Annotated in this window: 21 protein-coding genes and 1 pseudogene; 11 read left to right on the top strand and 11 right to left on the bottom strand. The window is 62.0% G+C overall.

Annotation, left to right across the window (positions count from 1 at the left end):
- Positions 1-477: 477 nt before the first annotated feature.
- The gene (locus LDZ27_RS17585) at positions 478-879 is read left to right on the top strand and encodes a hypothetical protein (protein ID WP_244816169.1); all 402 of its coding nucleotides are present in this window, start codon (positions 478-480) and stop codon (positions 877-879) included.
- A gap of 321 nt (positions 880-1200) precedes the next feature.
- A complete protein-coding gene (locus LDZ27_RS17580) occupies positions 1201-2997 on the top strand; it encodes an alpha/beta hydrolase (protein WP_244816168.1) in 1797 nt (598 codons plus the stop codon).
- A 22-nt stretch (positions 2998-3019) separates the two neighbouring features.
- On the opposite strand, the gene LDZ27_RS17575 is transcribed toward LDZ27_RS17580, so the two are convergent.
- Both LDZ27_RS17575 and LDZ27_RS17570 read right to left on the bottom strand, forming a co-directional pair.
- Entirely contained in the window at positions 3020-4114 is a 1095-nt protein-coding gene (locus LDZ27_RS17575) for an aldose epimerase family protein (RefSeq protein WP_244816167.1), read from the bottom strand.
- A 23-nt stretch (positions 4115-4137) separates the two neighbouring features.
- Positions 4138-5325 (bottom strand): DNA-binding transcriptional regulator, encoded by a 1188-nt coding sequence (locus LDZ27_RS17570; protein WP_244816166.1) that lies wholly within the window; start codon positions 5323-5325, stop codon positions 4138-4140.
- Between the two features lie 237 nt (positions 5326-5562).
- Between LDZ27_RS17570 and xylA the strand changes: the two genes are divergently transcribed.
- From xylA to LDZ27_RS17540, 6 genes and pseudogenes are all read left to right on the top strand, one after another.
- Positions 5563-6879, top strand: coding sequence for a xylose isomerase (xylA, locus tag LDZ27_RS17565; RefSeq protein ID WP_244817249.1), 1317 nt, complete (start codon positions 5563-5565; stop codon positions 6877-6879).
- A gap of 187 nt (positions 6880-7066) precedes the next feature.
- On the top strand, positions 7067-8095 hold the full coding sequence (xylF, locus tag LDZ27_RS17560) for a D-xylose ABC transporter substrate-binding protein (protein ID WP_244817248.1): 1029 nt from the start codon (positions 7067-7069) through the stop codon (positions 8093-8095).
- A gap of 78 nt (positions 8096-8173) precedes the next feature.
- Complete coding sequence (gene xylG, locus LDZ27_RS17555; RefSeq protein WP_244817247.1) at positions 8174-9745, top strand: D-xylose ABC transporter ATP-binding protein; 1572 nt, start codon at positions 8174-8176, stop codon at positions 9743-9745.
- Positions 9742-10944, top strand: a complete 1203-nt coding sequence (locus LDZ27_RS17550) for a sugar ABC transporter permease (RefSeq protein ID WP_244817246.1) — start codon at positions 9742-9744, stop codon at positions 10942-10944. The genes xylG and LDZ27_RS17550 overlap by 4 nt, the downstream gene beginning before the upstream one ends.
- Before the next feature lie 285 nt (positions 10945-11229).
- Positions 11230-12939: pseudogene (locus LDZ27_RS17545) on the top strand (PAS domain-containing protein); the annotation flags it as partial.
- Positions 12940-13114: 175 nt separating this feature from the next.
- Positions 13115-13930 (top strand): response regulator, encoded by an 816-nt coding sequence (locus LDZ27_RS17540; RefSeq protein WP_244817245.1) that lies wholly within the window; start codon positions 13115-13117, stop codon positions 13928-13930.
- Between the two features lie 17 nt (positions 13931-13947).
- Here the strand turns inward: LDZ27_RS17540 and LDZ27_RS17535 are convergent, their stop codons facing one another.
- Together LDZ27_RS17535 and LDZ27_RS17530 are read right to left on the bottom strand one after the other, a co-directional pair.
- Positions 13948-14091 (bottom strand): hypothetical protein, encoded by a 144-nt coding sequence (locus LDZ27_RS17535; RefSeq protein WP_244817244.1) that lies wholly within the window; start codon positions 14089-14091, stop codon positions 13948-13950.
- Positions 14092-14166: 75 nt separating this feature from the next.
- Positions 14167-15372 carry a sensor histidine kinase gene (locus LDZ27_RS17530; RefSeq protein ID WP_244817243.1) on the bottom strand — a complete coding sequence of 402 codons (1206 nt, stop codon included), beginning with the start codon at positions 15370-15372 and terminating at the stop codon, positions 14167-14169.
- Positions 15373-15538: 166 nt separating this feature from the next.
- On the opposite strand from LDZ27_RS17530, the gene LDZ27_RS17525 reads away from it, so the two are divergent.
- Genes LDZ27_RS17525 through LDZ27_RS17515 form a run of 3 tightly spaced genes read left to right on the top strand, consistent with a single transcriptional unit; the run spans position 15539 to position 17128 of the window.
- Complete coding sequence (locus LDZ27_RS17525; RefSeq protein ID WP_244817242.1) at positions 15539-16075, top strand: DUF4142 domain-containing protein; 537 nt, start codon at positions 15539-15541, stop codon at positions 16073-16075.
- On the top strand, positions 16068-16403 hold the full coding sequence (locus LDZ27_RS17520; RefSeq protein ID WP_244817241.1) for a cupredoxin family copper-binding protein: 336 nt from the start codon (positions 16068-16070) through the stop codon (positions 16401-16403). Before LDZ27_RS17525 ends, LDZ27_RS17520 begins: the two co-directional genes overlap by 8 nt.
- 17 nt (positions 16404-16420) lie before the next feature.
- Positions 16421-17128, top strand: coding sequence for an RNA polymerase sigma factor (locus tag LDZ27_RS17515; RefSeq protein WP_244817240.1), 708 nt, complete (start codon positions 16421-16423; stop codon positions 17126-17128).
- Between the two features lie 455 nt (positions 17129-17583).
- Here LDZ27_RS17515 and LDZ27_RS17510 read toward each other — a convergent pair whose 3' ends face one another.
- The 7 genes from LDZ27_RS17510 to LDZ27_RS17480 form a co-directional block, all read right to left on the bottom strand.
- Complete coding sequence (locus LDZ27_RS17510; RefSeq protein WP_244817239.1) at positions 17584-19428, bottom strand: glycoside hydrolase family 15 protein; 1845 nt, start codon at positions 19426-19428, stop codon at positions 17584-17586.
- 104 nt (positions 19429-19532) lie between these two features.
- Complete coding sequence (locus LDZ27_RS17505; RefSeq protein WP_244817238.1) at positions 19533-19739, bottom strand: hypothetical protein; 207 nt, start codon at positions 19737-19739, stop codon at positions 19533-19535.
- 357 nt (positions 19740-20096) lie between these two features.
- Positions 20097-20393: a hypothetical protein gene (locus LDZ27_RS17500; RefSeq protein WP_244817237.1), complete on the bottom strand. Its 297-nt coding sequence runs from the start codon at positions 20391-20393 to the stop codon at positions 20097-20099.
- A gap of 7 nt (positions 20394-20400) precedes the next feature.
- Positions 20401-20718: a four-helix bundle copper-binding protein gene (locus LDZ27_RS17495; protein WP_244817236.1), complete on the bottom strand. Its 318-nt coding sequence runs from the start codon at positions 20716-20718 to the stop codon at positions 20401-20403.
- A gap of 25 nt (positions 20719-20743) precedes the next feature.
- Positions 20744-20929: a hypothetical protein gene (locus LDZ27_RS17490; protein ID WP_244817235.1), complete on the bottom strand. Its 186-nt coding sequence runs from the start codon at positions 20927-20929 to the stop codon at positions 20744-20746.
- 72 nt (positions 20930-21001) lie between these two features.
- Positions 21002-22345, bottom strand: coding sequence for a hypothetical protein (locus LDZ27_RS17485; protein WP_244817234.1), 1344 nt, complete (start codon positions 22343-22345; stop codon positions 21002-21004).
- A gap of 213 nt (positions 22346-22558) precedes the next feature.
- The gene (locus LDZ27_RS17480) at positions 22559-23932 is read right to left on the bottom strand and encodes an MFS transporter (protein ID WP_244817233.1); all 1374 of its coding nucleotides are present in this window, start codon (positions 23930-23932) and stop codon (positions 22559-22561) included.
- Positions 23933-24028: the final 96 nt, after the last annotated feature.

Here is a 24028-nt window from a genome sequence, read left to right as displayed (position 1 = left end):
GGCGCTTAATGCCGCTTTGAACCTGCCCACATTGATGCGTTTACCATGCGCGCGTGTTTCGGTGACTCGGCTTAATTCCAAGAGTCCATCAAGATACTCTCTAGTCCAGCGATGTTTAGGCGTCGGTGCACGACGCTTGGTTTGCTATGCGAAAAAAATACCGGGCGGCATTAGCACGAAAGCGTGTCGACTGGGAGGCAGCAAAGTTTCCTTGGTTTCGTCCTGGACGTTTGCTAGCATGTACTCACCAACGTCGCGCAAACGCTTGCGCGACCCGTCATTCGTAACATCGCAGCAGCCCGGTTAGCCGATCGGTGCATAGGCCACGCTTCCGCTAGGCGTGATCAATCTCGCAGCCGGGCTGAATCGCGCCAGTTTCCCGACTCGCAAGTAATAGTGAAGTAGGCGTTGACAGTCACTCGTTCGCAAACGGGTCGGATACTCGCGTGCTCATGATCGACACTTGCAGGAGGCAGTGTGGAAACAGAACTGAGCCAACGAATTGCAAAGGCCTTGAAACGTTGCGCAAATCATCGACAATTGCTCACGTATCAGCGATTTCACGCCTTATGCGAAAAGAGTGTGCCGCTCGCGCAGCGCTATGCGGCATTGGAATCCGCAGTTACGACGCTTGGAGATGTTCACGAAATCGACTACGGAGCGCTTCTGGCACTCGATTGCGGCTTGCCCGGCGCGGAGTTTTTTCAGCGTTATTTGCGCTTTCGCCACGGCGAATATGTCATGCTGATGGGCGACCCGAAGTATCACCGGCAAACGCTTGCCAGCAAGAAGTCCTTGGTGGCGCGTGAACGCGCGCGCGTCTACGCGCATGCGCGGCAGGCCGAAGAGAACCGCGCCAAATCTGAATTGGCGGCTTGAACGCTGTAAGTCGATCGCTGCACCGATCCGCGTGCGCGTCATGTGCGCCACCGCACACAATCCTTCGCGCTTCTTGGCCGAGTTGTTGTCGTAACAAGAAATAAAATCGCCAAGGCTGCGCTCGCCGCCAATCAATAGTCAGTTTATGCAGAAATGTCGGAACCCCGACATTTCTCGTTCATCTCGCTCAATATAATTGCATGGAACAGAACGCCCATCGCTACGGTTTCATACATATGAACGCCGCATCGAAGGGTGCGTCAAGGGAGCGGGGGCATCCCTTGCGTATCTTGTGCGCCGCCAGAGACGAGGACAAAACCAATGAAACCGGTTGTATTCGGCAGGCGATTCGGATGGCTACATCCAGGCACGGGCAAGCGAGGCGTCGTGCTTTGCAACACCTACGGTCATGAGTATGTGTGGACGTATAGCGGCATGCGTCTCTTTGCAGAGGCTTTAGCCGCGCAAGGGCTTTCGGTCCTGAGATTCGACTATCGCGGCACGGGCGATTCCGATGGCGACGATGCCGCACCGGACCTGTTCGAATCATCGATAGAAGACATCGGCGCAGCCGTCGAACTTCTCAAAGAGCAAACGGGTATCGAACATGTGACCCTTTGCGGCTTTCGCGTGGGCGCGGCGTTGGCACTGCACGCGGCGCTGCGCCGCCCGGTCGACGACCTCGTCTTGCTCGCGCCCGTCGTTAGCGGGCGCACGTACATGCGGGAATTGAGCATCACACGCAAAACGTGGCTCGAAAAGCTGGCCGCGCCGCTGCGCGAGGTTCAACCGCAAGAAGGTCCGCTCAACGTGCTCGGCCAGGAATACGGAGAAGCGTTTCGCGGCGAACTCGAGGCGATCGATCTTGCGGCAAGCGTCAAGCAGGCGGGCATCGCTCCGGCGCGGCGAACGCTGCTCATGCATGCGCGTGTCGGCGCGAGGGACGCGCTGCGTGATGCGCTCGCTGCGCTCGACGTCGACGTTCAGGCGCAGCCATTCGAAGATTTGACGGGCTTCATTCAGGAATCGGCTTTCACAGTGGTGCCGCAAGCGGCATTTGCGCAAGCCGTGAAATGGATCGCCGGCGACGAACGAGGCCAGGCGGCTACCGCGCCGTCGGTTTGGCCGGATCATCTGTTCATTGAAACGCCGGAAGCGATCGAGCGTCCGGTTCGCATCGGCGAAGAAGGGCTCTTTGGCATCATGTGCGAGCCACGGCGCGTGGGTTCGCGCGTTCCAGTGTTCCTTCTCGCCAACACATCGGCGAGTTCGCGCGTCGGCGATAGCAGACTGTCTGTGCGAATTGCGCGCGATCTCGCGAGACGAGGCATTGCGTCTCTGCGTGTCGATGCACGCGGGCGCGGCGATAGCCCGGCTGTTCCGGGCGCTTCGCAATCCGATACGCCTTATAGCCGAATCTATAATCCGATCGCGACGCAGGACACGGCGGCCGCTGCACGATGGCTCTCGCGTCAAGGCTATAAATCGATTTTCTCGTTCGGCATCTGCTCGGGCGGGTATCACGCGTTGAAGGCAGCGGTGATCGAGCCGGCAATCAACGGCGTGATTGCGGTTAACATTCCCACGTTCAAGCAGCCGGAAGACAAGTCGGCAGAAGAGATGCGCGAATCGACGCGCAATTCCATGGCCGGTTATGCGGCGTCGATGTTCGAACTCGAAAAGTGGAAAGCGATTCTGCGCGGCGACAAGAATCTACTTCGCGTAGCGGGTTTCATCGGCAGCTATGTCGCGACGCGCGTTCGTTCGCGTGTTGCAGACGCACTAAGACTCGACAGCATGAGCCACATCCCGCCTGAAGAAGCCGCGACGCCTCAGGCAATCGCTCATGCGCTCGACGCAAAAGGCGTCAAGACCGTGCTCGTATATGGCACCTATGACGCGGGTCTCGATCTGCTCGCCGCGCATTGCGGCAAGCTCGGTGCACGCTTGTCGCGTTACCCTAATGTGCGGGTGATGACCTTTCCCGATGTCGACCATTCGCTGTTCAATCCTGCAAGCTCCGCACAGGTGATTGCGCTGTGCGAAAGCATCAGCAAGGAAACGAGCGCACCGCCTCCGCAAGGGACGATGCCCGTGCGCGCGCCCGCGGTGTCATAAGCGCGTTACGCTCTGGCCACGCCTAACGAATGCCGATTCGATAGCGCGTGGTCTGGCTATAACGCTCGCCGGGCGCAAGCAGCACGCGCGATGCGTCCGGCATATTGATCTCGTTGGGAAAGGCGCCGGCTTCGAGGCAAAGCCCCGCGTGGATGCGGTATGTCTTGCCCTCGCGGCCGCGCACGCCTTCGAGATGATTGCCCGTATAAAACTGCAAGCCGCGCGCATCGGTCGAAACAGTCAGTTCGCGCCCGCTTGCGGGATCGTAAAGCGTGGCGGCATCGCGCAGACCGTTGCCTTCGGTGCTGCCAAGAACGTAGCAATGATCGAAACCACCCGCACGCGCGAGGCGCGTATCGGGCCAATCGAGCCGTGCGCCGATGGGTGCGCCTGTGCGAAAGTCAAACGCGTTACCCGCCACGTCCGCGCGTGCGACGGGGATCATTGCGTCGTCGGTTTCGAAGAATGCGTCCGCGCGTATGGCAATGACATGGCCGCGAATGTCGGAGACCGCAGAGGCAGCATCGCCTGACAGATTGAAGTATGCGTGATTCGTCAGATTGATTGGCGTCAGCGCATCGGATACTGCATCGTATTCGATGGTGAGCGCGCCATTGTCATCGAGCGTATAACGCACCGTGGTCGTTACCGCGCCCGGAAAGCCCGCATCGCCTTCCGGCGATTCATGCGTCAATACAAGGGCACCGTCGCTTTCCCTCACATCCCAAAGCGCGCGATGAAAGCCGGTCGCACCGCCATGAAGATGATTCGGGCCCTCGTTGCGATCGAGCGAATAAGAAACGCCGTCGAGCATGAAGCGCGCATCGCGAATGCGATTCGCCCATCGCCCGATGGTGCCTCCCATATACGCGCGGCCGTTGAAATATTCTTCAGGCGTATCGTGGCCGAGCAGTACGTCCGCGACGCGGCCGGCGCGGTCGGCGGCATGCCACGAAACGAGCGTCGCGCCGAGATCGCTGATCGCGACGCGCATGCCATGCGCGTTGCGCAGCGTAAAGACATGCACGCTGTCGCCGCCGGGGAGCGCGCCCCAACGCTCGACGGCTATCCGGTCGCTGCTCGTTCGCGCGGCGCGTTCTGTATCGGCGAGATTCATGAGTGAATGACCTTTATGCGGCGTCAGCCTGTTTGCGAAGTCTTCGCCCGGAGCCGTTCCTGAAACTCGCGCGGCGTGCAATTGAGTTCGCGCCTGAATACGGCGTACATGTACTGCAAGGAAGTAAAGCCGCAGCGTATGGCCACTTCCGCGCTCGACATGTCCTGCCTTGCAAGCAATTGCCTCGCCACTTGCAGCTTGTGTTTGAGAATCTCCTGATGCACCGTGCAGCCAAGCTCGCGCCTGAAATGGTCTTCGAGCGACGAGCGCGATACGCCCACGTAGTCGGCGACCTGTTCCGTCTTGATGCCCTGGCATCCATATTGACGAATGTAGTGACGCGCGCGCATCACGTAAGGGCTCGCGACGGGTTGATGTCGCGTGGATTCGAGGACGTTGATGCCGACTGGCGGCACGAGTATCCGGCGTCCGGCAAAGCGCGCGCCTCCGAGCATCTGGTGCAGCAGGTGCGCGGCCGTCCGGCCCATTTCTTCCGTGCCCTGTATCACCGACGATAGCTCGATGCGCGTAAGTGACCGCGTAAGCGGATCGTTGTCGATGCCAATGATGGCGACTTGCTCCGGCACCGCAATCCCGGAGATGAGACACGCCTGTAGCAGATGCCGCGCGCGCGCATCCGTGACGGCGATGATGCCAACGGGCTTCTCGATGCGCTGCAACCAGGACGTGAGATCGGCGCTCGCCTGGCTCCAAACCGGCGCGCTCGTCGGCAAGCCGCGATGGATTTCGGCTTCGAGTCCATCGGCCGTCATGAGCGCTTCAAAGGCCAATTCGCGTTCCTGCGCCCAGCGGTTCTCGCGCGACTCTGGCAGGCTATAGAGCGCAAAGCGTTGCAAGCCCGCGCTGATCAAATGCGTGTACGCCAGCGAAACGAGCTTCGCGTTGTCCGTGGCAATGTACGGAAGCAGGGCCGGATAACGCGATGCATCCTGATACGAACCGCCCACTGCGACCACTGGCAAAGGACAATGCGCGAGCGCATCGCACACGGCGGGGTCATCGAAATCAGCGATGATGCCGTCGCCGTCAAAGCGTTCGATGCCTGTAAGCCGCGCCCTGAAGTCCTCTTCGAGAAAGAGATCCCATGCGACGCGCGTGGACAGCAGATATTGGCCGATGCCCGTGATGATCTCGCGGTCGTACACCTTGTTGGCGTTGAAGAGCAGCGCGATTCGATGCGGTCGGTTCATGGGAGGCTCTCGAGGCTCCTGGCGCATTTAAGGGTTTTCCATATATGCCGCTCGAACTGCGGACTAGGCAGCCGCTTCATTCTAATCGCACTACTTGCGTCTCTTTAGCGCATCGCAAGAATCGCTAAGGGCACTGGCGAATTTCGCAATTGAAGCGGCAAGGGCACGGCTGGCAGCATGGCGTCACTCGTGCAGCACGGATCTCGCGTGCAGCTCGCCAAATAAACAGGAGACGCCATGCCTTTGCTCGACCATCTGCCCAGCGCGCGCTTTGAGGGAAAGGGTTCCGACAGTCCGTTCGCGTATCGTCATTACGACGCGGACAAGCTCATTCTCGGCAAGCGCATGGCGGATCATTTGCGGCTTGCGGTGTGTTACTGGCATTCGTTCGTCTGGCCGGGCGTCGATATGTTCGGCGCGGGCACGTTCGATCGTCGCTGGCACAAAGAGGGCGACGTCATGGAGTTGGCGCACATGAAAGCGGACGCCGCGTTCGAATTCTTTAGTAAGTTAGGAACGCCGTTCTATACATTCCACGATACGGATGTCGCGCCGGAAGGCAGCAGCATTCGCGAATATGTCGAGCGCTTCCGCACCATGCGCGATTACCTGGCGCGCAAGCAGGAAGAAACCGGCGTCAGACTGCTGTGGGGCACGGCGAATCTCTTTTCGAATCCTCGCTATGCCGCAGGCGCGGCCACCAATCCGAACCCCGATGTATTCGCGTTCGCCGCAACGCAAGTGCGCGAGGCGTTGCAGGCCACGCTCGAACTGGGCGGCGAAAACTATGTGCTTTGGGGCGGACGCGAAGGCTATGAAACGCTTCTGAACACCGACCTCAAGCGCGAGCGCGAGCAGCTTGCGCGCTTCCTTACGATGGTCGTCGAGCACAAGCACAAGATCGGGTTCAACGGCGCATTGTTGATCGAGCCCAAGCCTCAGGAACCGACCAAGCATCAATACGATTACGATGTCGCCACCGTGCACGGCTTTTTGACGCAGTTCGGCTTGCAGGACGAATATCGCGTGAATATCGAGGCGAATCACGCGACGCTCGCCGGTCACTCGTTCCATCACGAGATCGCGACCGCTTTTGCACTCGGCATCTTCGGCAGCATCGACGCGAACCGCGGCGATCCGCAAAACGGATGGGATACCGATCAGTTCCCGAACAGCGTCGAAGAACTGACGCTCGCCTTGTATGAGATTCTGCGCAACGGCGGCTTCACAACGGGCGGCATGAACTTCGATGCCAAGGTGCGGCGGCAAAGCATCGATGCCGAGGACTTGCTGCACGGTCACATCGGCGCGATCGACGTCATCGCGGTGGCGCTCGAACGCGCGGCCCGGCTCGTCGAGCGCGATCAGCTCGCGGAACTGAAAGCGGCGCGCTACGCGGGCTGGGATTCGGCGTTCGGGCGCAAGGTGCTCGCCGGCGACTTCACGCTCGATACCCTCGCGGACGAAGCTGTGTCGCGCGGAATCGATCCGCGCCATGCAAGCGGACAGCAGGAGCGCCTCGAGAACATCGTGAATCGGGCAATCTACGGTTGAGGCCGCAAAAAACGTTAGCTCAAGCCGTCAATTTCGCAATTGCAGTGCGGGCGGGCAACGCCCACTCTTCGAACCAAAACGATCATAGCGACGCTCGCGAACACGCATTCGCGCGCGCACAAAAGGCAGTGCCGGCGCTCTCTCTCGCAATAGAAACGCGCCGGCCGTCATCCAACAGGAGTGAGACATGAAATCAGCAATCCGCCGCTCGGTATTGAATTCGCTCGTCTGCGCCGCCATGTGCGCGGGCTTTTCCATGGTCGCGCCGCTTGCGCATGCAAGCAAGGACAAACCGGAGATCGGCTTTTGCATCGATGATCTGCGCGTCGAGCGCTGGTCGCGCGATCGCGATTATTTCGTGGCGGCCGCAACCAAGCTCGGTGCGAAGGTTTCCGTGCAATCAGCCGATGCAAGCGAGGCGCGCCAGATTTCGCAGATCGAAAACCTCATTTCACGCGGCGTCGATGTCATCGTGATCGTGCCGTTCAACTCCAAGACGCTAGGCAATGTCGTGGCCGAAGCGCATAAGGCGGGCATCAAGGTGGTTTCCTATGACCGCCTGATACTCGATGCCGATGTCGACGCCTATATCTCATTCGATAACGAGAAGGTCGGCGAACTCCAGGCGCAAGGCGTTTTCAATGCGCAGCCCAAGGGCAATTACTTCCTGCTAGGCGGCGCCCCTACCGACAACAACGCGAAGATGCTAAGGGAAGGGCAGATGAAGGTGCTCAAGCCGGCAATCGACCGTGGCGACGTGAAAGTGGTCGGCCAGCAATGGGTGCCGGAATGGAGCGCATCGACGGCGCTGCGCATTACCGAGGATGCGCTTACGGCGAATAACAACAAGATCGATGCGATCGTCGCGTCCAATGACGGCACCGCGGGCGGTGCGATTCAGGCGCTCGCCGCGCAAAAGCTCGCGGGCAAGGTGCCTGTGTCGGGACAGGATGCCGACCTTGCAGCGGTCAAGCGCCTGGTGGCCGGCACGCAGACCATGACGGTCTATAAGCCGCTCAAGCTGATTGCTGGCGATGCCGCGAAACTCGCAGTCGATCTTGCGAAGGGCAGTCAGCCGGCTTTCAACGCGAAATACGACAATGGCAAGAAGCAGGTGGACACCGTGCTGCTTCAGCCGACGCTGCTGACCAAGTCGAACGTGGACGTTGTCGTGAAGGACGGGTTCTATACGCAGGCGCAACTCGCCGGCAACTGAAGCCGTATGCGGGCATCGTTCACGACGATGCCCGCAAAGCGCACGGACAATCGCATAGTCAGGACACGGACACTCAGCATGGCACAGGCGCTTCTCGAGATGCGCGGCATAGCGAAGTCCTTTGGCGGCGTAAAGGCGCTCGACGGCATCGATCTCGTCGTCGCCGAAGGCGAATGCGTGGGGCTTTGCGGCGAGAACGGCGCGGGCAAATCGACGCTCATGAAAGTACTTTCCGGCGTCTATCCCTATGGCGCGTGGGAAGGGGAAATACGCTGGGACGGCAAGCCGCTGCACGCGGCCAATATTCGCGATACGGAGCGCGCGGGCATCATCATCATCCATCAGGAATTGATGCTCGTGCCTCAATTGTCCGTGGCCGAGAATATTTTCCTTGGCAATGAAATCACGCTGCCCGGCGGCCGCATGAATTATCCGGCGATGTATCAGCGCGCAAGCGAATTGCTGCGCGAACTGAATATCGAAGGGATCAATGTGGCGCAGCCCGTGATGAACTATGGCGGCGGGCATCAGCAATTGATTGAAATTGCCAAGGCGCTCAACAAGCGCGCGCGGCTCCTGATTCTCGACGAGCCTTCTTCTTCGCTCACTGCGGCGGAAACGCAAATCCTGCTGGACATCGTGCGCGATCTCAAGCGACGCGGCGTGGCGTGCGTCTATATCTCGCACAAGCTCGACGAAGTCGAGGCCGTCTGCGACACGGTGAGCGTCATCCGCGACGGCAAGCATGTCGGCACGCAGCCCATGCGTGACTTGAGCGCGGACCGCATCATCGCGATGATGGTCGGACGCGAGATCAGGAACCTCTTCCCGCGTCCCGCCAAAGAAGATCGGCACGCAATTGGAGAAGTGATATTCGAAGCGCGCAACGTCACCTGTTTCGACGTGACGAACCCGAATCGCAAGCGCGTCGACGATGTATCGTTCTCGCTAAGAAGAGGCGAAATTCTCGGCGTGGCGGGTCTCGTCGGAGCGGGGCGCACCGAACTCATGCAGGCGATCTTCGGAGCGTATCCGGGCACAAGCCAGGCGCATGTGATGCTGAACGGAAAGCCCATCGCGGTTGGCACGCCTGCCGACGCAATCGCAGCCGGCATCGCAATGGTGCCGGAAGACCGCAAGCGGCATGGCATCGTTCCACAACTCGGCGTGGGACACAACATCACGCTGGCTGTCTTGCAGCGCTTTTCCAAGGGCGGACGCATCGATGCCGCCGCCGAACTCGACACCATACACAGCGAAATGCAGCGCTTGTCCGTGCGTGCGGCGCATCCGATGCTTTCCCTCGCAAGTCTTTCGGGCGGCAATCAGCAAAAGGCGGTGCTCACGCGGATGCTCCTCACCGATCCCGCCGTTCTTATTCTCGACGAACCCACGCGCGGCGTGGATGTCGGCGCGAAATACGAAATCTACAAGCTGATGTTCACGCTTGCGCGACGCGGCATGTCGATCATCATGGTGTCGTCGGAATTGCCCGAAGTGCTTGGCGTGTCGGACCGCGTGCTCGTCATCGGCGAAGGCGAATTGCGGGGCGATTTCATCAACGAAGGCCTCACGCAAGAAGACATTCTTTCCGCCGCGATTGCGACGCGGCAGGACAGTGACTCAATCGATTCAGCGAGCCTCGCATGACTCCCGATCTCATCTCCGCATCCAGGCACGGCAAAGGCGAAAAGGGCGCGCCGCAATCGCCCGGCCAACGCTGCAGGCAACTCTTCACGCGCTACAAGCTCCTTGCACTACTGCTTGCAGTCGCTGTCATCTGGGTGTTCTTTTCCTTTCTGACCGACGGTGCATTCGTCACGCCGCGCAATCTGTCCAACCTTCTGCGGCAAATGTCCATCACCGGCATGCTTGCATGCGGCATGGTCTTCATCATCATTTCAGGCGAGATCGATTTGTCGGTCGGCTCGCTGCTCGGTCTCTTAGGCGGCGTTGCCGCGATTCTCGATGTCACGTATCGCTGGCCGGTTGCATTGACCTTGCCCGCCGTGATGCTGCTAGGCATCGCCATCGGGCTTTTGAACGGATGGTGGTCCACGTATCGGCGCGTGCCTTCGTTCATCGTCGGGCTAGGCGGCATGCTTGCCTATCGCGGCGTATTGCTCGGCATCACCGGCGGCTCGACGATCGCGCCCGTATCCGATTCGCTCGTGTTCATCGGGCAAGGCTATTTGCCGCGCATCGCGGGCGATACGCTCGCCGTCGCGCTCTTTGCAATGCTTGCGGTGCTGACGCTGCGCCAGCGCCGCAGCAAGCAACGCTATGGCTTGCCGGTGGTCGCGCCGTGGCAGGACGGCGTGAAGATCGCCGCAGCGGGCGTGATTCTTTTCGCATTCGTCGCGACGCTCAACCGCTACGGCGGCATTCCAGTACCAGTGCTGGTGCTTCTCGCGCTGCTCGGCATATTCACCTACATTGCGACGCAAACCGTATTCGGGCGGCGCATTTATGCAGTCGGCTCGAATCTCGAAGCGACGCGTCTTTCCGGCATCAACACCAATCGCGTGAAGCTCGCGATCTTCGCACTCATGGGATTGATGTGCGCGTTCGGCGGGCTCGTCAATACGGCGCGGCTTGCGGCCGGCTCGCCGTCGGCGGGATCGATGGGCGAACTCGATGCCATCGCGGCGTGCTTTATCGGCGGCACGTCGATGCGCGGCGGCTCGGGCACCGTGTATGGCGCCATCATCGGCGCGCTCGTCATGGCGAGCCTTGACAATGGAATGTCCATGCTCGATGTGGATTCGTACTGGCAGATGATCGTCAAAGGCGCGATTCTCGTACTGGCGGTCTGGATCGATGTCGTATCCGGCTCCGGACGCCGGTAACTTTCTCTTCCCGCGCCTCTCAAGCGCTTCTCGTCGAATGCTGGCCGCCTCGTTTTCAGGCGGCCTCGCGTCTTTCCATCGTCCGCGCGGCTTTCACATGCGCTTGGACCGATTCGTGCTAAACGTTTGCGTCGCCGTGAGCGGCAGGACTCTATCGTGGCCGGGCGCATCGCCGGGTAGAATTTCGCGCGCCTCTCCACTGCAGGAGATTCGGCTGTCGCCGTGACAGCGGAGCGACATGCGTCGCGCCGCAGTCATGGCCGGCCTCCTCGTTCAAATGACCGCATGTTTGACGCTAAAGACGCACTCTCAGTCGCACTGGAACTCAACGACAGCGCATGCGCCGTTCTCGGTCGCGATCTGACTATTCACTATGCGAACGCGCCGTTTCGACGGCTCGCGGCGCTTCTGTCCACCGCGCACGGGCTCACGCTGGAGTCGGTCGTCGCAAAGCTATGCGGCGACGCAAGCCCGCAGGCGCACGAGCGCGTGCTGGCCGCCGCCTTCGATGCAGTTCATGCGTCGCGGGAAGCAACCGTTGTCGCGGGATGGCGCTATGCGTTCCATCCTGTGCCGCAAGGCGCGTTGCTCAAGATAGACGCCGTCGTGAGCCACGAGCCCGCTATCGCGGCCTCGCGGGACGCAGAGCCGATCGCGCTCGAAACCGCGCTGGCGGGCTATAGGGCGCTTTCCGAAGCCATGCCGCTCATCGTATGGACGGCGCGGGCCGACGGCCTACTCGACTTTCTATCGAGCGCGGCGCAGCGCTTTTCAACGACAGGCGAACTGCTGCTCGGACACGGATGGGAATCGCTGCTGCATCCCGACGACGAGCAGGAGACGCGCGCGCGCTGGTCGGAGTGCGTCGCGAGCGGCCGCGACTATGCGGTCGAGCATCGTCTGCGACAGACCGACGGCGCGTATCGCTGGATGCGCTCGCTCGCGAGACCGGTGCGCTCGACGGATGGCACGGTCGTGCGCTGGATCGGCGCGACGGTGGATATCAATGATCCCAAGAACGCGGGACTGGACCGCATGCGGCTGGAATCGCGTTATCGGGCGCTCGTCGCAGTGGCGAGCGCGATCGCCTATGTCTGCGATGCCAACGGCCGTTTCGCGGGGCCGCAGCGATCGTGGGAACGCTACACGGGGCAGCCGTGGGAGCGGCACGCCGCCTTCGGCTGGGTCGACATGATTCACCCGGACGACCGCCATGCAGTGCAGGCTGCGCTGGACGTATCCCTTGCGACGGACGAGCCGTATCGCGCCGATGTCCGGATCTGGCACGCCGCGTCGTCCACTTACCGCCGCTGTCAGATTCGCGCGGCGGGCACGCGCGGCGAGGCAGGGGCGATCTATGAATGGGTGGGCATGATCACGGACGTCGAAGAGTCGCTGCGCACGGCCCAGAGCTTGCGCGAGGAACGCGAACGCCTCGACTTGTCCATCGAGGCGGCCGAAGTCGGCACGTTCCATTGCCCGATTCCGCTTGACCGCATCATCTGGAACGCGAAGTGCAAGGAGCACTTCTGGCTGCCGCCCAATGCGGAAGTGAATCTGGACCGCTTTTACGCGCTTCTCCATCCCGATGATCGCGAGAAGACGCGCGCGGCAGTCGAGCGCGCCGTCGATTCAAACGTGCCCTACGATATCGAATACCGCACGGTATCGCCGCAAGGCAGCGTGCGCTGGATTCGCGCGAAAGGCCGCACGTATCTCGGCGAACGCGGCGAGCCGCTGCGTTTCGACGGCATCACGATCGACATATCGCGGCAGAAGGCGCTTGAAATAGAGCGCAACCGGCTCTTGTCGATGGAGCGGCTGCAGCGCGTCGAAGCGCAGCACGCGAGCCAGTTGAAGGACACGTTTCTCGCCAACGTCTCGCATGAATTGCGCACGCCGCTCAATGCGATGCAGTCGTGGATTTACCTGTTGCGGCGCGAGCGCCCTGGCGCGGATGTAGTGGACCGCGGTCTCGAAGCAATCGAGCGCAACGTCCGGCTGCAGGCGCGGCTCGTCGACGATCTGCTCGATGTGAGCCGCGTGTCGGCCGGCAAGTTGTTCATCGAGGTCGGCCTCGTGGATCTCGTGCCGCTGCTGCTCGCGGAAATCGCGGACATGAAAATCAGCGCGCAGTCCAAAGGCGTCGAACTGGAATGCAGCTTGCCGGATGCGCTCGTCGTGGACGGCGACGCCATCCGGCTGCGGCAGGTGTTCTCGAATCTGCTTTGGCAATGCGCTCAAATACACGGATCCGGGCGGACGCATACGCGTCGTCGCGCGGGACATTGGCGCTCAGGCGGAAGTCGTCGTGGCCGATACCGGGGCGGGCATCGCGCCGGGATTCATCGAGCACGTCTTCGAGCCATTCATGCAGCATGGCGGTGCCACCACGCGGCATCATGGCGGCCTTGGCATAGGCCTCACGATCGCAAAGCGCATCGTCGATCTGCATGGCGGGTCGATCACCGTGCATAGCGCGGGCGAGCGGCACGGCAGCGAATTCGCCGTGCTGCTTCCCGCACGCGATCACAGCGCGCACGCGCCCGCGACGCTCGAAGTCGAAGCGCCGAGCGTGCCCGCGCCCCGCGACGCATTGCTCGACGGCCTCAAGATTCTGCTCGTCGAGGACGAGGCCGACGCGCGCGAAGCAATGGCCGCCGTGCTCGCGTCGGCAGGCGCGCAAGTGGAGGGCGCCGAGTCCGCCGAATCCGCGCGCGATCGCCTCACTGCGCAGACGTTCGATGTGGTCTTGTCCGACATCGGCATGCCGGGCGAGGATGGCTACTCGCTCGTGCGCTCGCTGCGCCGCGACGGCATGGAAATGCCGGCGATCGCGGTCACGGCGTTTGGCCGTCCGGAAGACAAGGCGCTCGCGCTACAGGCCGGTTTCAACGCGCACCTCGCGAAGCCGGTCGAGCCGGCGCGTCTTTTCGATGCGATACAGGCGCTCGTGATGCCGGAATCCGGTGTCGGCACAAAATAAGCGTCCGCCGAACCGCGTTACGACTTCGGATCGGGTTCCGCTTTGGTATCGGTGCCTGTTTTGCCGTTGCTGCGGTTCGTCACCGCTCCTGTTTCATCGAGGACATCGTCGAGATCGTCCTCGGGTTCATCGGCTGGGGCCGACGTCGGGTCATTCGTCATGGCGTTGCTCCTGATCGCGTGGCTGAAAGTGGCAACCTGAGATGAGCAAGTGCTTTGCCTGCGGCGTGCGAGCCTTTAGTCCGATGTGTTCACGCTGAGCGTCCATCGCGTGCCCGCGCCCGGTCGCGACTCGACGTCGAGCTTTCCCCCGAACGTGCCGACGAGACGCCGCGCCGTGCTCAGGCCCGTGCTCTCGCTTGCGCCGGGCGCGTAGCCGCGACCGTCGTCAGTCACCTCGATCGATACGCCCGCCGCCGTGCGACGCATCGACAGGCAAATCTCGCCTGGACTGCCGCCGAACGCATGCTCGACGGCGTTGGCCACCAGTTCATTGACGACCGTTCCAATTGCGGTGCATGTGTCGATGCCGAGCGTCGCCGCGCCGCGTGCAAGCGCGACATTCAGCGCCAGCGCGTTCGCGCCGAGATCGTAGAAGTCGCCAAAACTCACACATAGAGATTCCAGATAAGCGCCGAGATCGACGCGCTCTCCGTGTTCGCCGAGACCGAGAAGATGGTCGTAGAGCGACGCCATCGCGAAGACGCGCCGTTCGACCTCGCGATAGCCCTTCCGTAATCCGGGGTCCGCGCATCCGCTCGCATGGCGCGCGAGCAGGGCGGTGATCATCTGGAAGTTGTTGCGAATGCGATGCTGCTGCTCGCGCAAGAGCGTGACTTTCGCGTCGCGCTCCTCGGTCAGCGCTTCTTGCCGTTGCCTCGATTCGATGCCTTCGGCAAGGACGGCGGCGACCGAAGCAAGAAAGGACAGGTGAGAGGCGTCGACCTCGTGCGGATGGTCGTAGTCCACCTCGAGGATGCCATACGGTCCCTGCGCGCCGATGAGCGGCAGGTTCACCGATGTGACGACGCCATATTCGCGCAGAATCGCGGGCGCGCTCTCGCCGCGTTCTGCGAGAACATCGCGCACGATGACGGGGCGCGCGGAAATCAACGCTTCGCCAGGCGGATTGCCCGCGTCGGCGGTGCCGCCCTCGCGTCCGATGGCCGTTTCGCCGAGTCCGACTTGCGCCTTGACAATGAGCGCGTTGTCCGGTTGCCGCAGCTCAAGGACTTTCGCCATCGTCGATGCGCAGCCGGCGCTGGCCGCTTGTACGGCGGCTTCGCGCAGACGCGCTATCGAACGTTCGCCCTGAAATGCATCGTGCAAAGCAGCGAGCGCTTTGCGCTGCCGGACGAGCACGGCCACTGGCACGGTTTCCCTCTCCGAGAACGCGAGATTGTCGATGGAGGCGGCCCAAGTGGCTTTGCGCGCGAAACTCATTGGCTGTCACAGAAAATGGCTAGAGGTTCGATCATTTTATCGAGCGAATGAAGCGGCCGCTTGCGGTCGCTCGGCGCGTTCGCAATGAAACGCGATCGCGCCTCGTGACATCCAACTCTGCATGCGCGCTCGATTTTCACGAGCCGTCATTGCTCAGGAGATATCGATGAAGCCGATCCGTATCGCAGCCCTCGCCGCGACGCTGATGCTCGCGGCACACCCTTCTTTCTCGCAGCAGGCCGCACCAACCGATGCGCAAATCGCTGCCATTGTCGTCGCCGCGAATCAAGTGGACATCGACGCCGGCAAGCTCGCTGCATCGAGAACGCAAACGAACGACGTAAAGGCCTTTGCAGAACGGATGGTCGTGGATCATGGCGGCGTGAACAAAGCGGCCGGCGAACTCGTGCAAAGACTGGGCGTCAAGCCGCAAGAGAATCCGACGAGCGAGAGCCTGAAAGCGGGCGGCGAAGCCAACATCACGCATCTTCAGACAATGAACGGAGCGTCATTCGACAAGGCGTACATCGATCACGAGGTGAGCTATCACGAGCAGGTGTTAAGCGCGCTCGACAACACGCTCATCCCCGGCGCGCACAACGCCGAACTGAAGGCGCTGCTCGTGAAGGTGCGGCCTGCGTTCGTCGCGCATCTCGAGCATGCGCGCCATCTTCAGGCGTCGCTGGAGCAGGGCGGTGCTTGATCGACAGTGCGTAGTCGTCGCGCTCGTTTGCGCGGCGTGCGCGAGCGCGAGCGCGGCAGGACCGCTTGCGGCGCCGCCGAATGTGCGCGTCGTCGTGATCGAGCGGATGCGTTTCGACCCGCCCGATCTCGTGGTGCGGCGTGGCGAGCGCGTCGTATGGATCAACAAGGACCTGTTCGCGCATACGGCAACGGCGCAGTCCGCCGCGTTCGATTCGCAAAGCATCGCGCCCGATGCATCATGGTCGTATGTCGCCAAAGAGCCGGGCCGCTATCCGTACAGATGCATGCTGCATCCGACGATGCGTGCCACACTGACTGTTCGATGAAAGCGCGAGGAGGCCCTATGACTGCGTCGCTTCATAGTCCACGAACGCGCTACGCCGATGACGAGCGCGAACTCGTTCGGCGCATCGTGGCGGGAGACTCTGCTGCATTCGAATGCGTGATGCGGCTGCACAATCGACGGCTGTATCGCCTTGCGCGCGCCACGCTGCGCGATGATTCCGATGCCGAGGATGCGCTGCAGGCGGCGTATCTCTGCGCGTATCGTTCGATGAATCGCTTTCGCGGTGATTCGACGCTTCTCACCTGGCTATCGCGACTGGTCCTCAACGAATGCTTTGCGCGGTTGCGGACGCAGAAGCGTCGTCAGAACGTCATTCCAATGGTGAACGGTATTGACGTACTCGACGACGAAGTCTGCATAGCCTTCGATACCGATGCGCCTGACCGCGGCGCGGAACGCGCGGAACTGCGTTCCTTGCTGGAACGCAAGCTCGACGAACTGCCGGCTTCGCTGCGGATGGTCTTCGTGATGCGCTCGGTCGAGGAGATGACGGTCGAAGAGACTGCGCAAAGCCTCGGCATCCCTGAAGCGACGGTGCGCAGCCGGCATTTTCGTGCGCGGAGCGCTTTGCGCGACTGGCTTGCGCATGAGCTGGACGTTGCCGAACGGGACGTGTTCGAGTTCGGTGGCGCGCAGTGCGATCGCGTGGTGGCGCGCGTGCTTGCATTGGTGTTAGGCGTCGGGAGGCAAAATGGAATCGGCTAAATGCGCTCGCCATGCGGCTGGCTTCGGTTGCGCCGTTGCGCTGGTTGGCGCATGCGCTTCGGGAGTTTTTGCGCAATCGCGCGATGCGACGATCGAGGTTGCGTCGGCGACATATGGCGCGAACTGCGGCGCACGGCATGGCAATGCGACGGCCGATCTCGCGCAGCATTGCGATCGGCGTCGCGTGTGTGCCTATGAGATCGACAAAGCGGTTTTCGACGATGCGAAAGCGATGTGTTCGAAGGATTTCGTCTCGGAATGGCGTTGTGGCGACTCGGAGTTTCATATGGCCGCGGTGAGCGCTGGCTTCACAAGCGGAAGCACGTTGATGCTGACGTGCGTGCCGTCGCGGGGTGCGGGGAAATGAGTGGATGTATTCGCTTATATAAAAATCGCTAATTTGTGTTATGTCAAGTAGCGTAGCGCCGTAACGCAATCCTACTTTAGAACCCCGTTCAAGTCCACGCCACATGCGCCCGGTCGAGATCCCGGTCCAGTTGATACGCCGCACTGATCAGCGCGAGATGCGTCAACGCCTGCGGAAAGTTGCCGAGCGCTGCGCCGTTCGTCGCGACTTCCTCCGAAAACAGCCCGAGGTGGTTTGCATACGCGAGCATCTTCTCGAAGACGAGCCGACCCTCGTCCACGCGCCCCGCGCGCGCGAGCGCTTCCGCGTACCAGAACGAACACGCGCTGAAACCGCCTTCCATTCCTGGAAGGCCATCGAGCGTCGTGCCGCGCGTATAGCGAAAGATCAGCGGATCGACGCGCAAATCGCGGCCGATCGCATCGAGCGTGCCGATCCAGCGCGGATCTTTCGGCCCGATGAACCGCACGAGCGGCATCATCAGCGCAGAAGCATCGAGCGTCGACGATCCAGGCGTCTGCACGAACGCCTGCAACGTCTCGTTGAAGAACTGCTCGTGAATGTCGCGGTGAATGTCGTCGCGGGTCTTGAACCACGTTGCGAGCGGCGCGGGCAGCGAGCGCTTTTGCGCGAGGCGCAGCGCGCGATCGACCGTCACCCAGCACATCAGCCGCGAATGCAGCAGCGGCCGCTTGCCATTGCGGAATTCCCATATGCCGTGATCCGCCTCGCGCCAGTGCTCGACGACGTAATCGACGGTGCGCGTCACATGCCGCCACCCCTGATATGAGATCGCCGCGCCGTACTTGTTGTAGAGGTAGACAGAATCGAGCAGCGCGCCGTAGACATCGAGCTGCGTTTGCCCGCGCGCGCCGTTGCCGACGACCAGTTCGCCCGGCGACGATTCACCGAGGCTCGACAGCGCCGTCTCGTCCGGCGCTTCCTCGCCATCCACCGCGTACATGACGCTGAGCGAGCCATCCGAGCTGCAATCGCGATTGCGTTCAGCGATCCATCGCATGAACCGTTCTGCTTCGCCCGTGTAGCCGAGACGCAGCAGCGCGTAGACCGAGAACGCGGCATCGCGTATCCATGTATAGCGATAGTCCCAGCGACGCGAGCCGTCCTGTGCTTCGGGCAAGCCGAACGTCGGCGACGCGACGATCGCGCCGTGTTCGTCCGAACTCAACAGCTTGAGCGTGAGCGCCGAGCGCAATACGACTTCGCGGTAGCGCCCGCGATACGTCGAACGCGACGACCATTCTTTCCAGAACGCGATGGTCTCATGCAGCATGCCGTCGAACTTCTCTTTCGATGCGAGCTTGTGCATCTCGCCGGCAGCGCCGAGCGCGAAGCAGGCCGATTCACCCTCGCTCATTTCGAGCGTTGCCCGCGCGCCATCGTCTTCGATCGAAAGCGGCACGCTCGCGCGCAACTGCAGCGGGCCGCCGCCGTCCGCGGGTCTGAACTCGACGCCCTTCTCCACCGCATGTGCGCTATGCGCGACGCGTGCATAGTCGAAGCGCGGATCGCATCGCACATCGAGCGTCATGCGCCCGTACACGATGCGCACGATCCGCATCACGCAATTGGGCACGTCCTCGACGCGCGCCTCGGACGATGGCACCGGCATGAGATCGAGCAGCTCGCAGACGCCCTCGCCCGTCATGAAGCGCGTAAGCAGCACGTTGGTCTCGGGCAGATACATCTGCTTGACGTTCGCGTCGATGTCGCGCGGGGCAATGGAGAACACGCCGCCGCGTTCGCTATCGAGCAGCGCCGCGAAAAGCGTCGGGGAATCGATGCGCGGATAGCACATGAAATCGATCGCGCCGCGCAGCGATACGAGCGCGACTGTCTTCATGTTGCCGATTGCGCCGCGCGCATCGACAGGCAACGCGGCGGACGGCAACTGCTGTGATGCATGCGCCATCGATAGGCTCCGGCTGAACGTTGCCAGCCTTGGAGCAAGGCCTATTCCTGTCTAATGCACTGCGCGGACAAAGGTTGGACACTTCGTCCAGCTTGGAATGGAGTTCAACGCGCGGCAGTCATTGCTTCGGGCGTCGATGCGGCGAATGAGGCGTCGCTTGCAGGCGATTGCGTCGCGACGGTTTCGCCGGTTGCGGCGGGAATGTCCGCATGATGCGAGGACTTGCCGAAGCTCGCGATATAGAGCGTCACCGCTACGACGACGCCGACAAGCACCGCTATCACCGCCGCTCCGGACGACTTGCGCTTCATGGTTGCTCCTTTCGTATCGGCGTTCGTTCACGACGCTAGCGGAGATTCGCAGCAGGAACCGTGTGCGGGCGCGCATTGTCGTGCGACGCGAGAATATGCCGGCGCTTCAAGCGGATAGCGTGCGGGTGCACGGATTGTCCACAGGGTTGTGCACGGAAAGTGTGGATATGTTCTTTCGGATGGCATTGCTGCTCGCAGCAAGCGATTGGCTCGCGCGATGCGCAGAACGGAGCGCATCGTTGGGGAATACTGTTCCATCACGAACGGAAGCGAGCCGTCTGTACCGCACGATGACAAAGGATTCCAGAACGCTGTTTCGACGGCACCGACGCAGCGGTGAACACGAGAGCGCCCCCTTCACGACTTCCCCGCCCGTCCCACGCGCTTGACGAACAAAATCGCCGCAGCCGGAACATGAACGACGCCGAAGCCCGCGACAAACACGACCCATCGCGGCACAGGCAACTCGAGTGTGACCGCACATACGGCGCCGAACGCCAGTCCGACGACGATCAGCACCGCATGCGCCGTCTCCCGCCGAGGCATGCCGAGCGTGAAATGCGGAGTCTCGCAATGTGCATAGCAGGCGATCGAAGCAGCAAAGAAAGCCGCCGCGTAGCACTGCCACGCGCTTGCGAACGTCGTCGCGGGCATGGGATTCCTACATCGCGCGGCAGGCTTCGGCGGCGCTGCGGCATGCGTCGCTGCACGCCTGGCAATGCGCGGCGGGATGACGGCTGCACTCGTCCGCACACGCGTCGCAGAGACGCGCGCACAAGTCGCAGAAGTCGCGCATGAACTGCGTGTCGCGTGCGAGCGCCTCCGATGTGAAACGGCATACCGCAGCGCAATCCAGATCCAGACGGATGCACTTTTCCATATCCGGCAGGTGCGCTTCCGCTATGCACGCCGACGCGCAGTTGTCGCACGCTGCGGCGCACCGGTCGAGCGCGGCGATGCAGTCGATGTAATCGCTCATTCGATCGCTCCTTTTAGGGCCAAGCTCACTGGCGCGTCGATTCAGGTGGCACTGGATTCTTTTCCTGCGAAGAAGGGAGCGCGTTCTCGCTTTGCGGGTGCTTGCGCTTCTCGTCTGCGTCGAGGCCAGTCTGCTGCGTGCCGCCGACCGGCTCATCCATGTCGTCGGCGGTTGCGCGGGAGCCGCTGTTAGTGCCTTGTGCCTGAGTCATGCTGACCTCCTTTGATAGAAACATCGGGCTATCCGGTGGGCAGCAAGCGTCGGTCCCGCTTGGCGTCGACTGTTATTCGATCGATTCGTAACCGCCTTCGGGCACCGCATTCATCGACATGAAAAGCATGCGCAGTTCGGTGCTCAAACCGTGGAAGTGGCACATGAACGTATCGGGCTTCCCGAAGTACCACGGCGTATTCAGTTCGTTGAAGCTGACGAGCTCCGGCGAATCGCGTTCCGGGCAAAGGCCGTGCGCCATTATTTCCTCCAGGAAGGACAACTGGTCGCCCTGGCTCGAGAACGTGTGCTTGACGTCCTCGGTCGCATGCACGCGCGCGAGGACGCTTTCCAGCACTCTCGCGTTGACCTCGTTGTTCATGAAGCCCATGACGCCGGAATTGAACGGCCAGCCGCAGATGTCGGCGGTCAGCACGCGCTCGCGGCTGGCGGTGAACGTCTCGAGCCTCACGGACGGATCCATCACGAGGATATCGGCGTCGAGCCAGAACACCCATTCATGATGCGGCAGATGCTTGCTCAGCAGAAAGGGCTTCGACCAGTTGCCGCACGCTTCGAGCTGGAAGTCGGCGGGCACTTCGCGATACTGGTAGAGCGTATAGCCGTTGCGCTCGCAATAGGCACGCAGGCTCGCTTCGCCGAAGCGCGCGTAGCTCGCGATATTGGGCGTGTACAGCATCACGACCGCAATCGGCCTGCCGGGTTGATAAACGGTCAACGGCTCGTCGGTATCGCATTCGGGCGGCGGCGCAATGTCGAAGAACTGGCTCGTTCCCGCTGCATGGCAAGCGTTCACATGACGCGCGAATACTGCACGCCAGCGCGGACCGTACTTGCTGAAGAGACGCGGTGTGAAGACGAGCGATACCGCGACGACCGGCGCACCACGCAAGTCAGGATGCTGCCCCGACCACATCGACGCAATCGGAATCACGCCGTGAGTGACATCCCAGTCCGTCACCGTCGTGAACGGTTCGAGCAATTCTTCCTCGGTGACGAACTTGCCGTATTCGTGATACTCGCGGCATCGTGCGGCCATGCCGCGAGCGATGCGCCGGTTCGCCTCGACGTTTCGGATAACGAACATTTCGGTATTGATGCCGAAGAAGCCTTTCGTCACGAGACTGTCGCGACCTTCCATGATCCGCCCGAAATCCTCGAAGCGCAGGAAGAGCGCGTTTTCCGTCGCGAAGATGAGGATCTCGCCTTCCGCTGCTTTCGCAAGGCGGTCGCTGATCATCTGATACTTGAACAGCACGGCGAGTTCTTGCGAAGCGGCGCTGAGTGAGATCGGTTCCTCGCAGTGGCGTATCTGCGTGCGGCGGCAGAACTCGGCGTGATTGTCGCGCGACGATGTGGCGCGGCGATCGAAGAAGCAGCTAATGAGTGTGACCATGACGTATCGACAATGAGCAACAGAGATCGTGAAAGCATGAGCGAGCCGCAACGCGACGCGCAAGGCGCACAGCATATCCGCTCCCGTCAACGCACTTGCAAATCATTGCGTCAATCGAATCGTTCGCACGTCTTGGCAAACGCGCGTTTGCGCTGAATTGTAGGACGCGCGTTTCATGTCCGCGATCGTGTTTGCGTCAACACGTCTCGCCGTTCACCGCGTCTTGACCACTCGCACGACACCGGCCACTACCCCGAGCAGCGCCGATGCCGCCGCGCCCACCAGCGCGACGAGCGCACCGCCCTGCCCGTAAACGCCGAATGCCACGGCCGCGAGCGCCGCGCCGAGCGAAAGGCCGATCATGCGCGCCATCGTCATGAGGCCGCCTGCCGCGCCGCTGCGTTCGTGCGGCGCGGACGTCAGCATGATGCGATTGTTTGGCGTCTGAAAGAAGCCGAAGCCGATGCCGCACACCGCGACGCGCCACGCGATGTCCACGTTGGACGGCGACGCCGGCAAGCCGATCAGCAAGCACAGCCCCGCCGTCATGATGCCGAGCCCGATGCCGCCGATCAGCCCCGGCGCGCGCCGGTCCGACAAGCGTCCGGCGAGCGGCGCAACGAACACGATTACGAGCGGCCACGGCGTGACGAGCAGGCCGGTCGTCGTCGCGCTGCGGGCAAACTGATGCTGAAGCATGAACGGCAGCGCGAGATACGCGAGCGTCTGCGCGACATACGAACAGATCGACGTCACCGAAGAGAGCGCGAGTATCGGAATGCGCAACAGATCGAGCGGCACGAGCGGCGCGGCCCGTCCACGCTGATGCCGGATGAGCGCGAAGCCCGCCACGCACCCGAGCGCGATCTCGATGACGGGCAGCGCGTGCAGGCACGCATCGCCGCTCTGTCCCTCGCCTGCGCCCAGGCCGCCTACGCCCAGAATGACGAGCGCGATGGCGAGCGCGCTCAGCGTGGCGCCCGCGTAGTCGAAGCGGCGTGCGGCGTTCGGCACGCCGGGCGGCAGCATCGCGCTGGCAAGAAAGAGGCCGAATACGCCGAGCGGCACGTTGACGGCGAACAGCCAGCGCCATCCGGCGACCGAGAGAATGCCCGCCGCGACGGTCGGCCCGAGCGCGGCCGATAGCGCGACCGTCAGCCCGAGCAGCGCGATGCCGCGTCCGACGAGCCTCGGCGGATAGACCTGTCGCAAGAGCGCGGGAACGATGGTGGACATGCACGCCCCGCCGATCCCCTGCAATGCGCGCGCAGCGACGAGCACCGGCAGCGTCGAGGCCGCCGTGCAGCCGACCGACGCCAGCGTGAAGAGCACGACGCCCCACAGAAAAACGCGCTTGAAGCCGAGCATTTCACCGAGCGCGGCAAGCGGCAGCACCGAAACCGCGACCGCGAGCTGATACGCGGTGACGACCCACACGGTATCGGCCGCGCCGCGCGACAAGTTGTGCGCGATCGTTGGCAACGCGACATTCGCGATGGATGAATCGAGATTGCCGAGAAACGTCCCCAGAAGCACGGAGACGACCGCCAAATAATTGACGCGTTCTGGCTGTGTGTCGTTGTTCATGTCGATGTTTTTTCATGCGCTCACGGCGAGGCGCCCGCATGGTAGCAAGGATCGCGCTTACGGCCTGTCCGATACGAAAAACGCGCCATATGCCGT

Origin of the sequence: Caballeronia sp. Lep1P3 (assembly GCF_022879595.1) — a bacterium.
In the GTDB taxonomy this organism is placed as follows: Bacteria; Pseudomonadota; Gammaproteobacteria; order Burkholderiales; family Burkholderiaceae; genus Caballeronia.
This window is presented reverse-complemented; position numbering and strand designations above follow the sequence as displayed.

Bases quoted from the DNA above. Each gene is read 5' to 3' on its own strand.
- LDZ27_RS17480 (WP_244817233.1), bottom strand. From the start codon at position 23,932: ATGAACAACGACACACAGCCAGAACGCGTCAATTATTTGGCGGTCGTC.
- LDZ27_RS17485 (WP_244817234.1), bottom strand. From the start codon at position 22,345: ATGGTCACACTCATTAGCTGCTTCTTCGATCGCCGCGCCACATCGTCG.
- LDZ27_RS17490 (WP_244817235.1), bottom strand. From the start codon at position 20,929: ATGACTCAGGCACAAGGCACTAACAGCGGCTCCCGCGCAACCGCCGAC.
- xylF (WP_244817248.1), top strand. From the start codon at position 7,067: ATGAAATCAGCAATCCGCCGCTCGGTATTGAATTCGCTCGTCTGCGCC.
- LDZ27_RS17500 (WP_244817237.1), bottom strand. From the start codon at position 20,393: ATGCCCGCGACGACGTTCGCAAGCGCGTGGCAGTGCTACGCGGCGGCT.
- xylG (WP_244817247.1), top strand. From the start codon at position 8,174: ATGGCACAGGCGCTTCTCGAGATGCGCGGCATAGCGAAGTCCTTTGGC.
- LDZ27_RS17580 (WP_244816168.1), top strand. From the start codon at position 1,201: ATGAAACCGGTTGTATTCGGCAGGCGATTCGGATGGCTACATCCAGGC.
- xylA (WP_244817249.1), top strand. From the start codon at position 5,563: ATGCCTTTGCTCGACCATCTGCCCAGCGCGCGCTTTGAGGGAAAGGGT.
- LDZ27_RS17570 (WP_244816166.1), bottom strand. From the start codon at position 5,325: ATGAACCGACCGCATCGAATCGCGCTGCTCTTCAACGCCAACAAGGTG.
- LDZ27_RS17510 (WP_244817239.1), bottom strand. From the start codon at position 19,428: ATGGCGCATGCATCACAGCAGTTGCCGTCCGCCGCGTTGCCTGTCGAT.
- LDZ27_RS17525 (WP_244817242.1), top strand. From the start codon at position 15,539: ATGAAGCCGATCCGTATCGCAGCCCTCGCCGCGACGCTGATGCTCGCG.
- LDZ27_RS17495 (WP_244817236.1), bottom strand. From the start codon at position 20,718: ATGAGCGATTACATCGACTGCATCGCCGCGCTCGACCGGTGCGCCGCA.
- LDZ27_RS17540 (WP_244817245.1), top strand. From the start codon at position 13,115: ATGCGCTCGTCGTGGACGGCGACGCCATCCGGCTGCGGCAGGTGTTCT.
- LDZ27_RS17515 (WP_244817240.1), top strand. From the start codon at position 16,421: ATGACTGCGTCGCTTCATAGTCCACGAACGCGCTACGCCGATGACGAG.
- LDZ27_RS17535 (WP_244817244.1), bottom strand. From the start codon at position 14,091: ATGACGAATGACCCGACGTCGGCCCCAGCCGATGAACCCGAGGACGAT.
- LDZ27_RS17505 (WP_244817238.1), bottom strand. From the start codon at position 19,739: ATGAAGCGCAAGTCGTCCGGAGCGGCGGTGATAGCGGTGCTTGTCGGC.
- LDZ27_RS17575 (WP_244816167.1), bottom strand. From the start codon at position 4,114: ATGAATCTCGCCGATACAGAACGCGCCGCGCGAACGAGCAGCGACCGG.
- LDZ27_RS17530 (WP_244817243.1), bottom strand. From the start codon at position 15,372: ATGAGTTTCGCGCGCAAAGCCACTTGGGCCGCCTCCATCGACAATCTC.
- LDZ27_RS17550 (WP_244817246.1), top strand. From the start codon at position 9,742: ATGACTCCCGATCTCATCTCCGCATCCAGGCACGGCAAAGGCGAAAAG.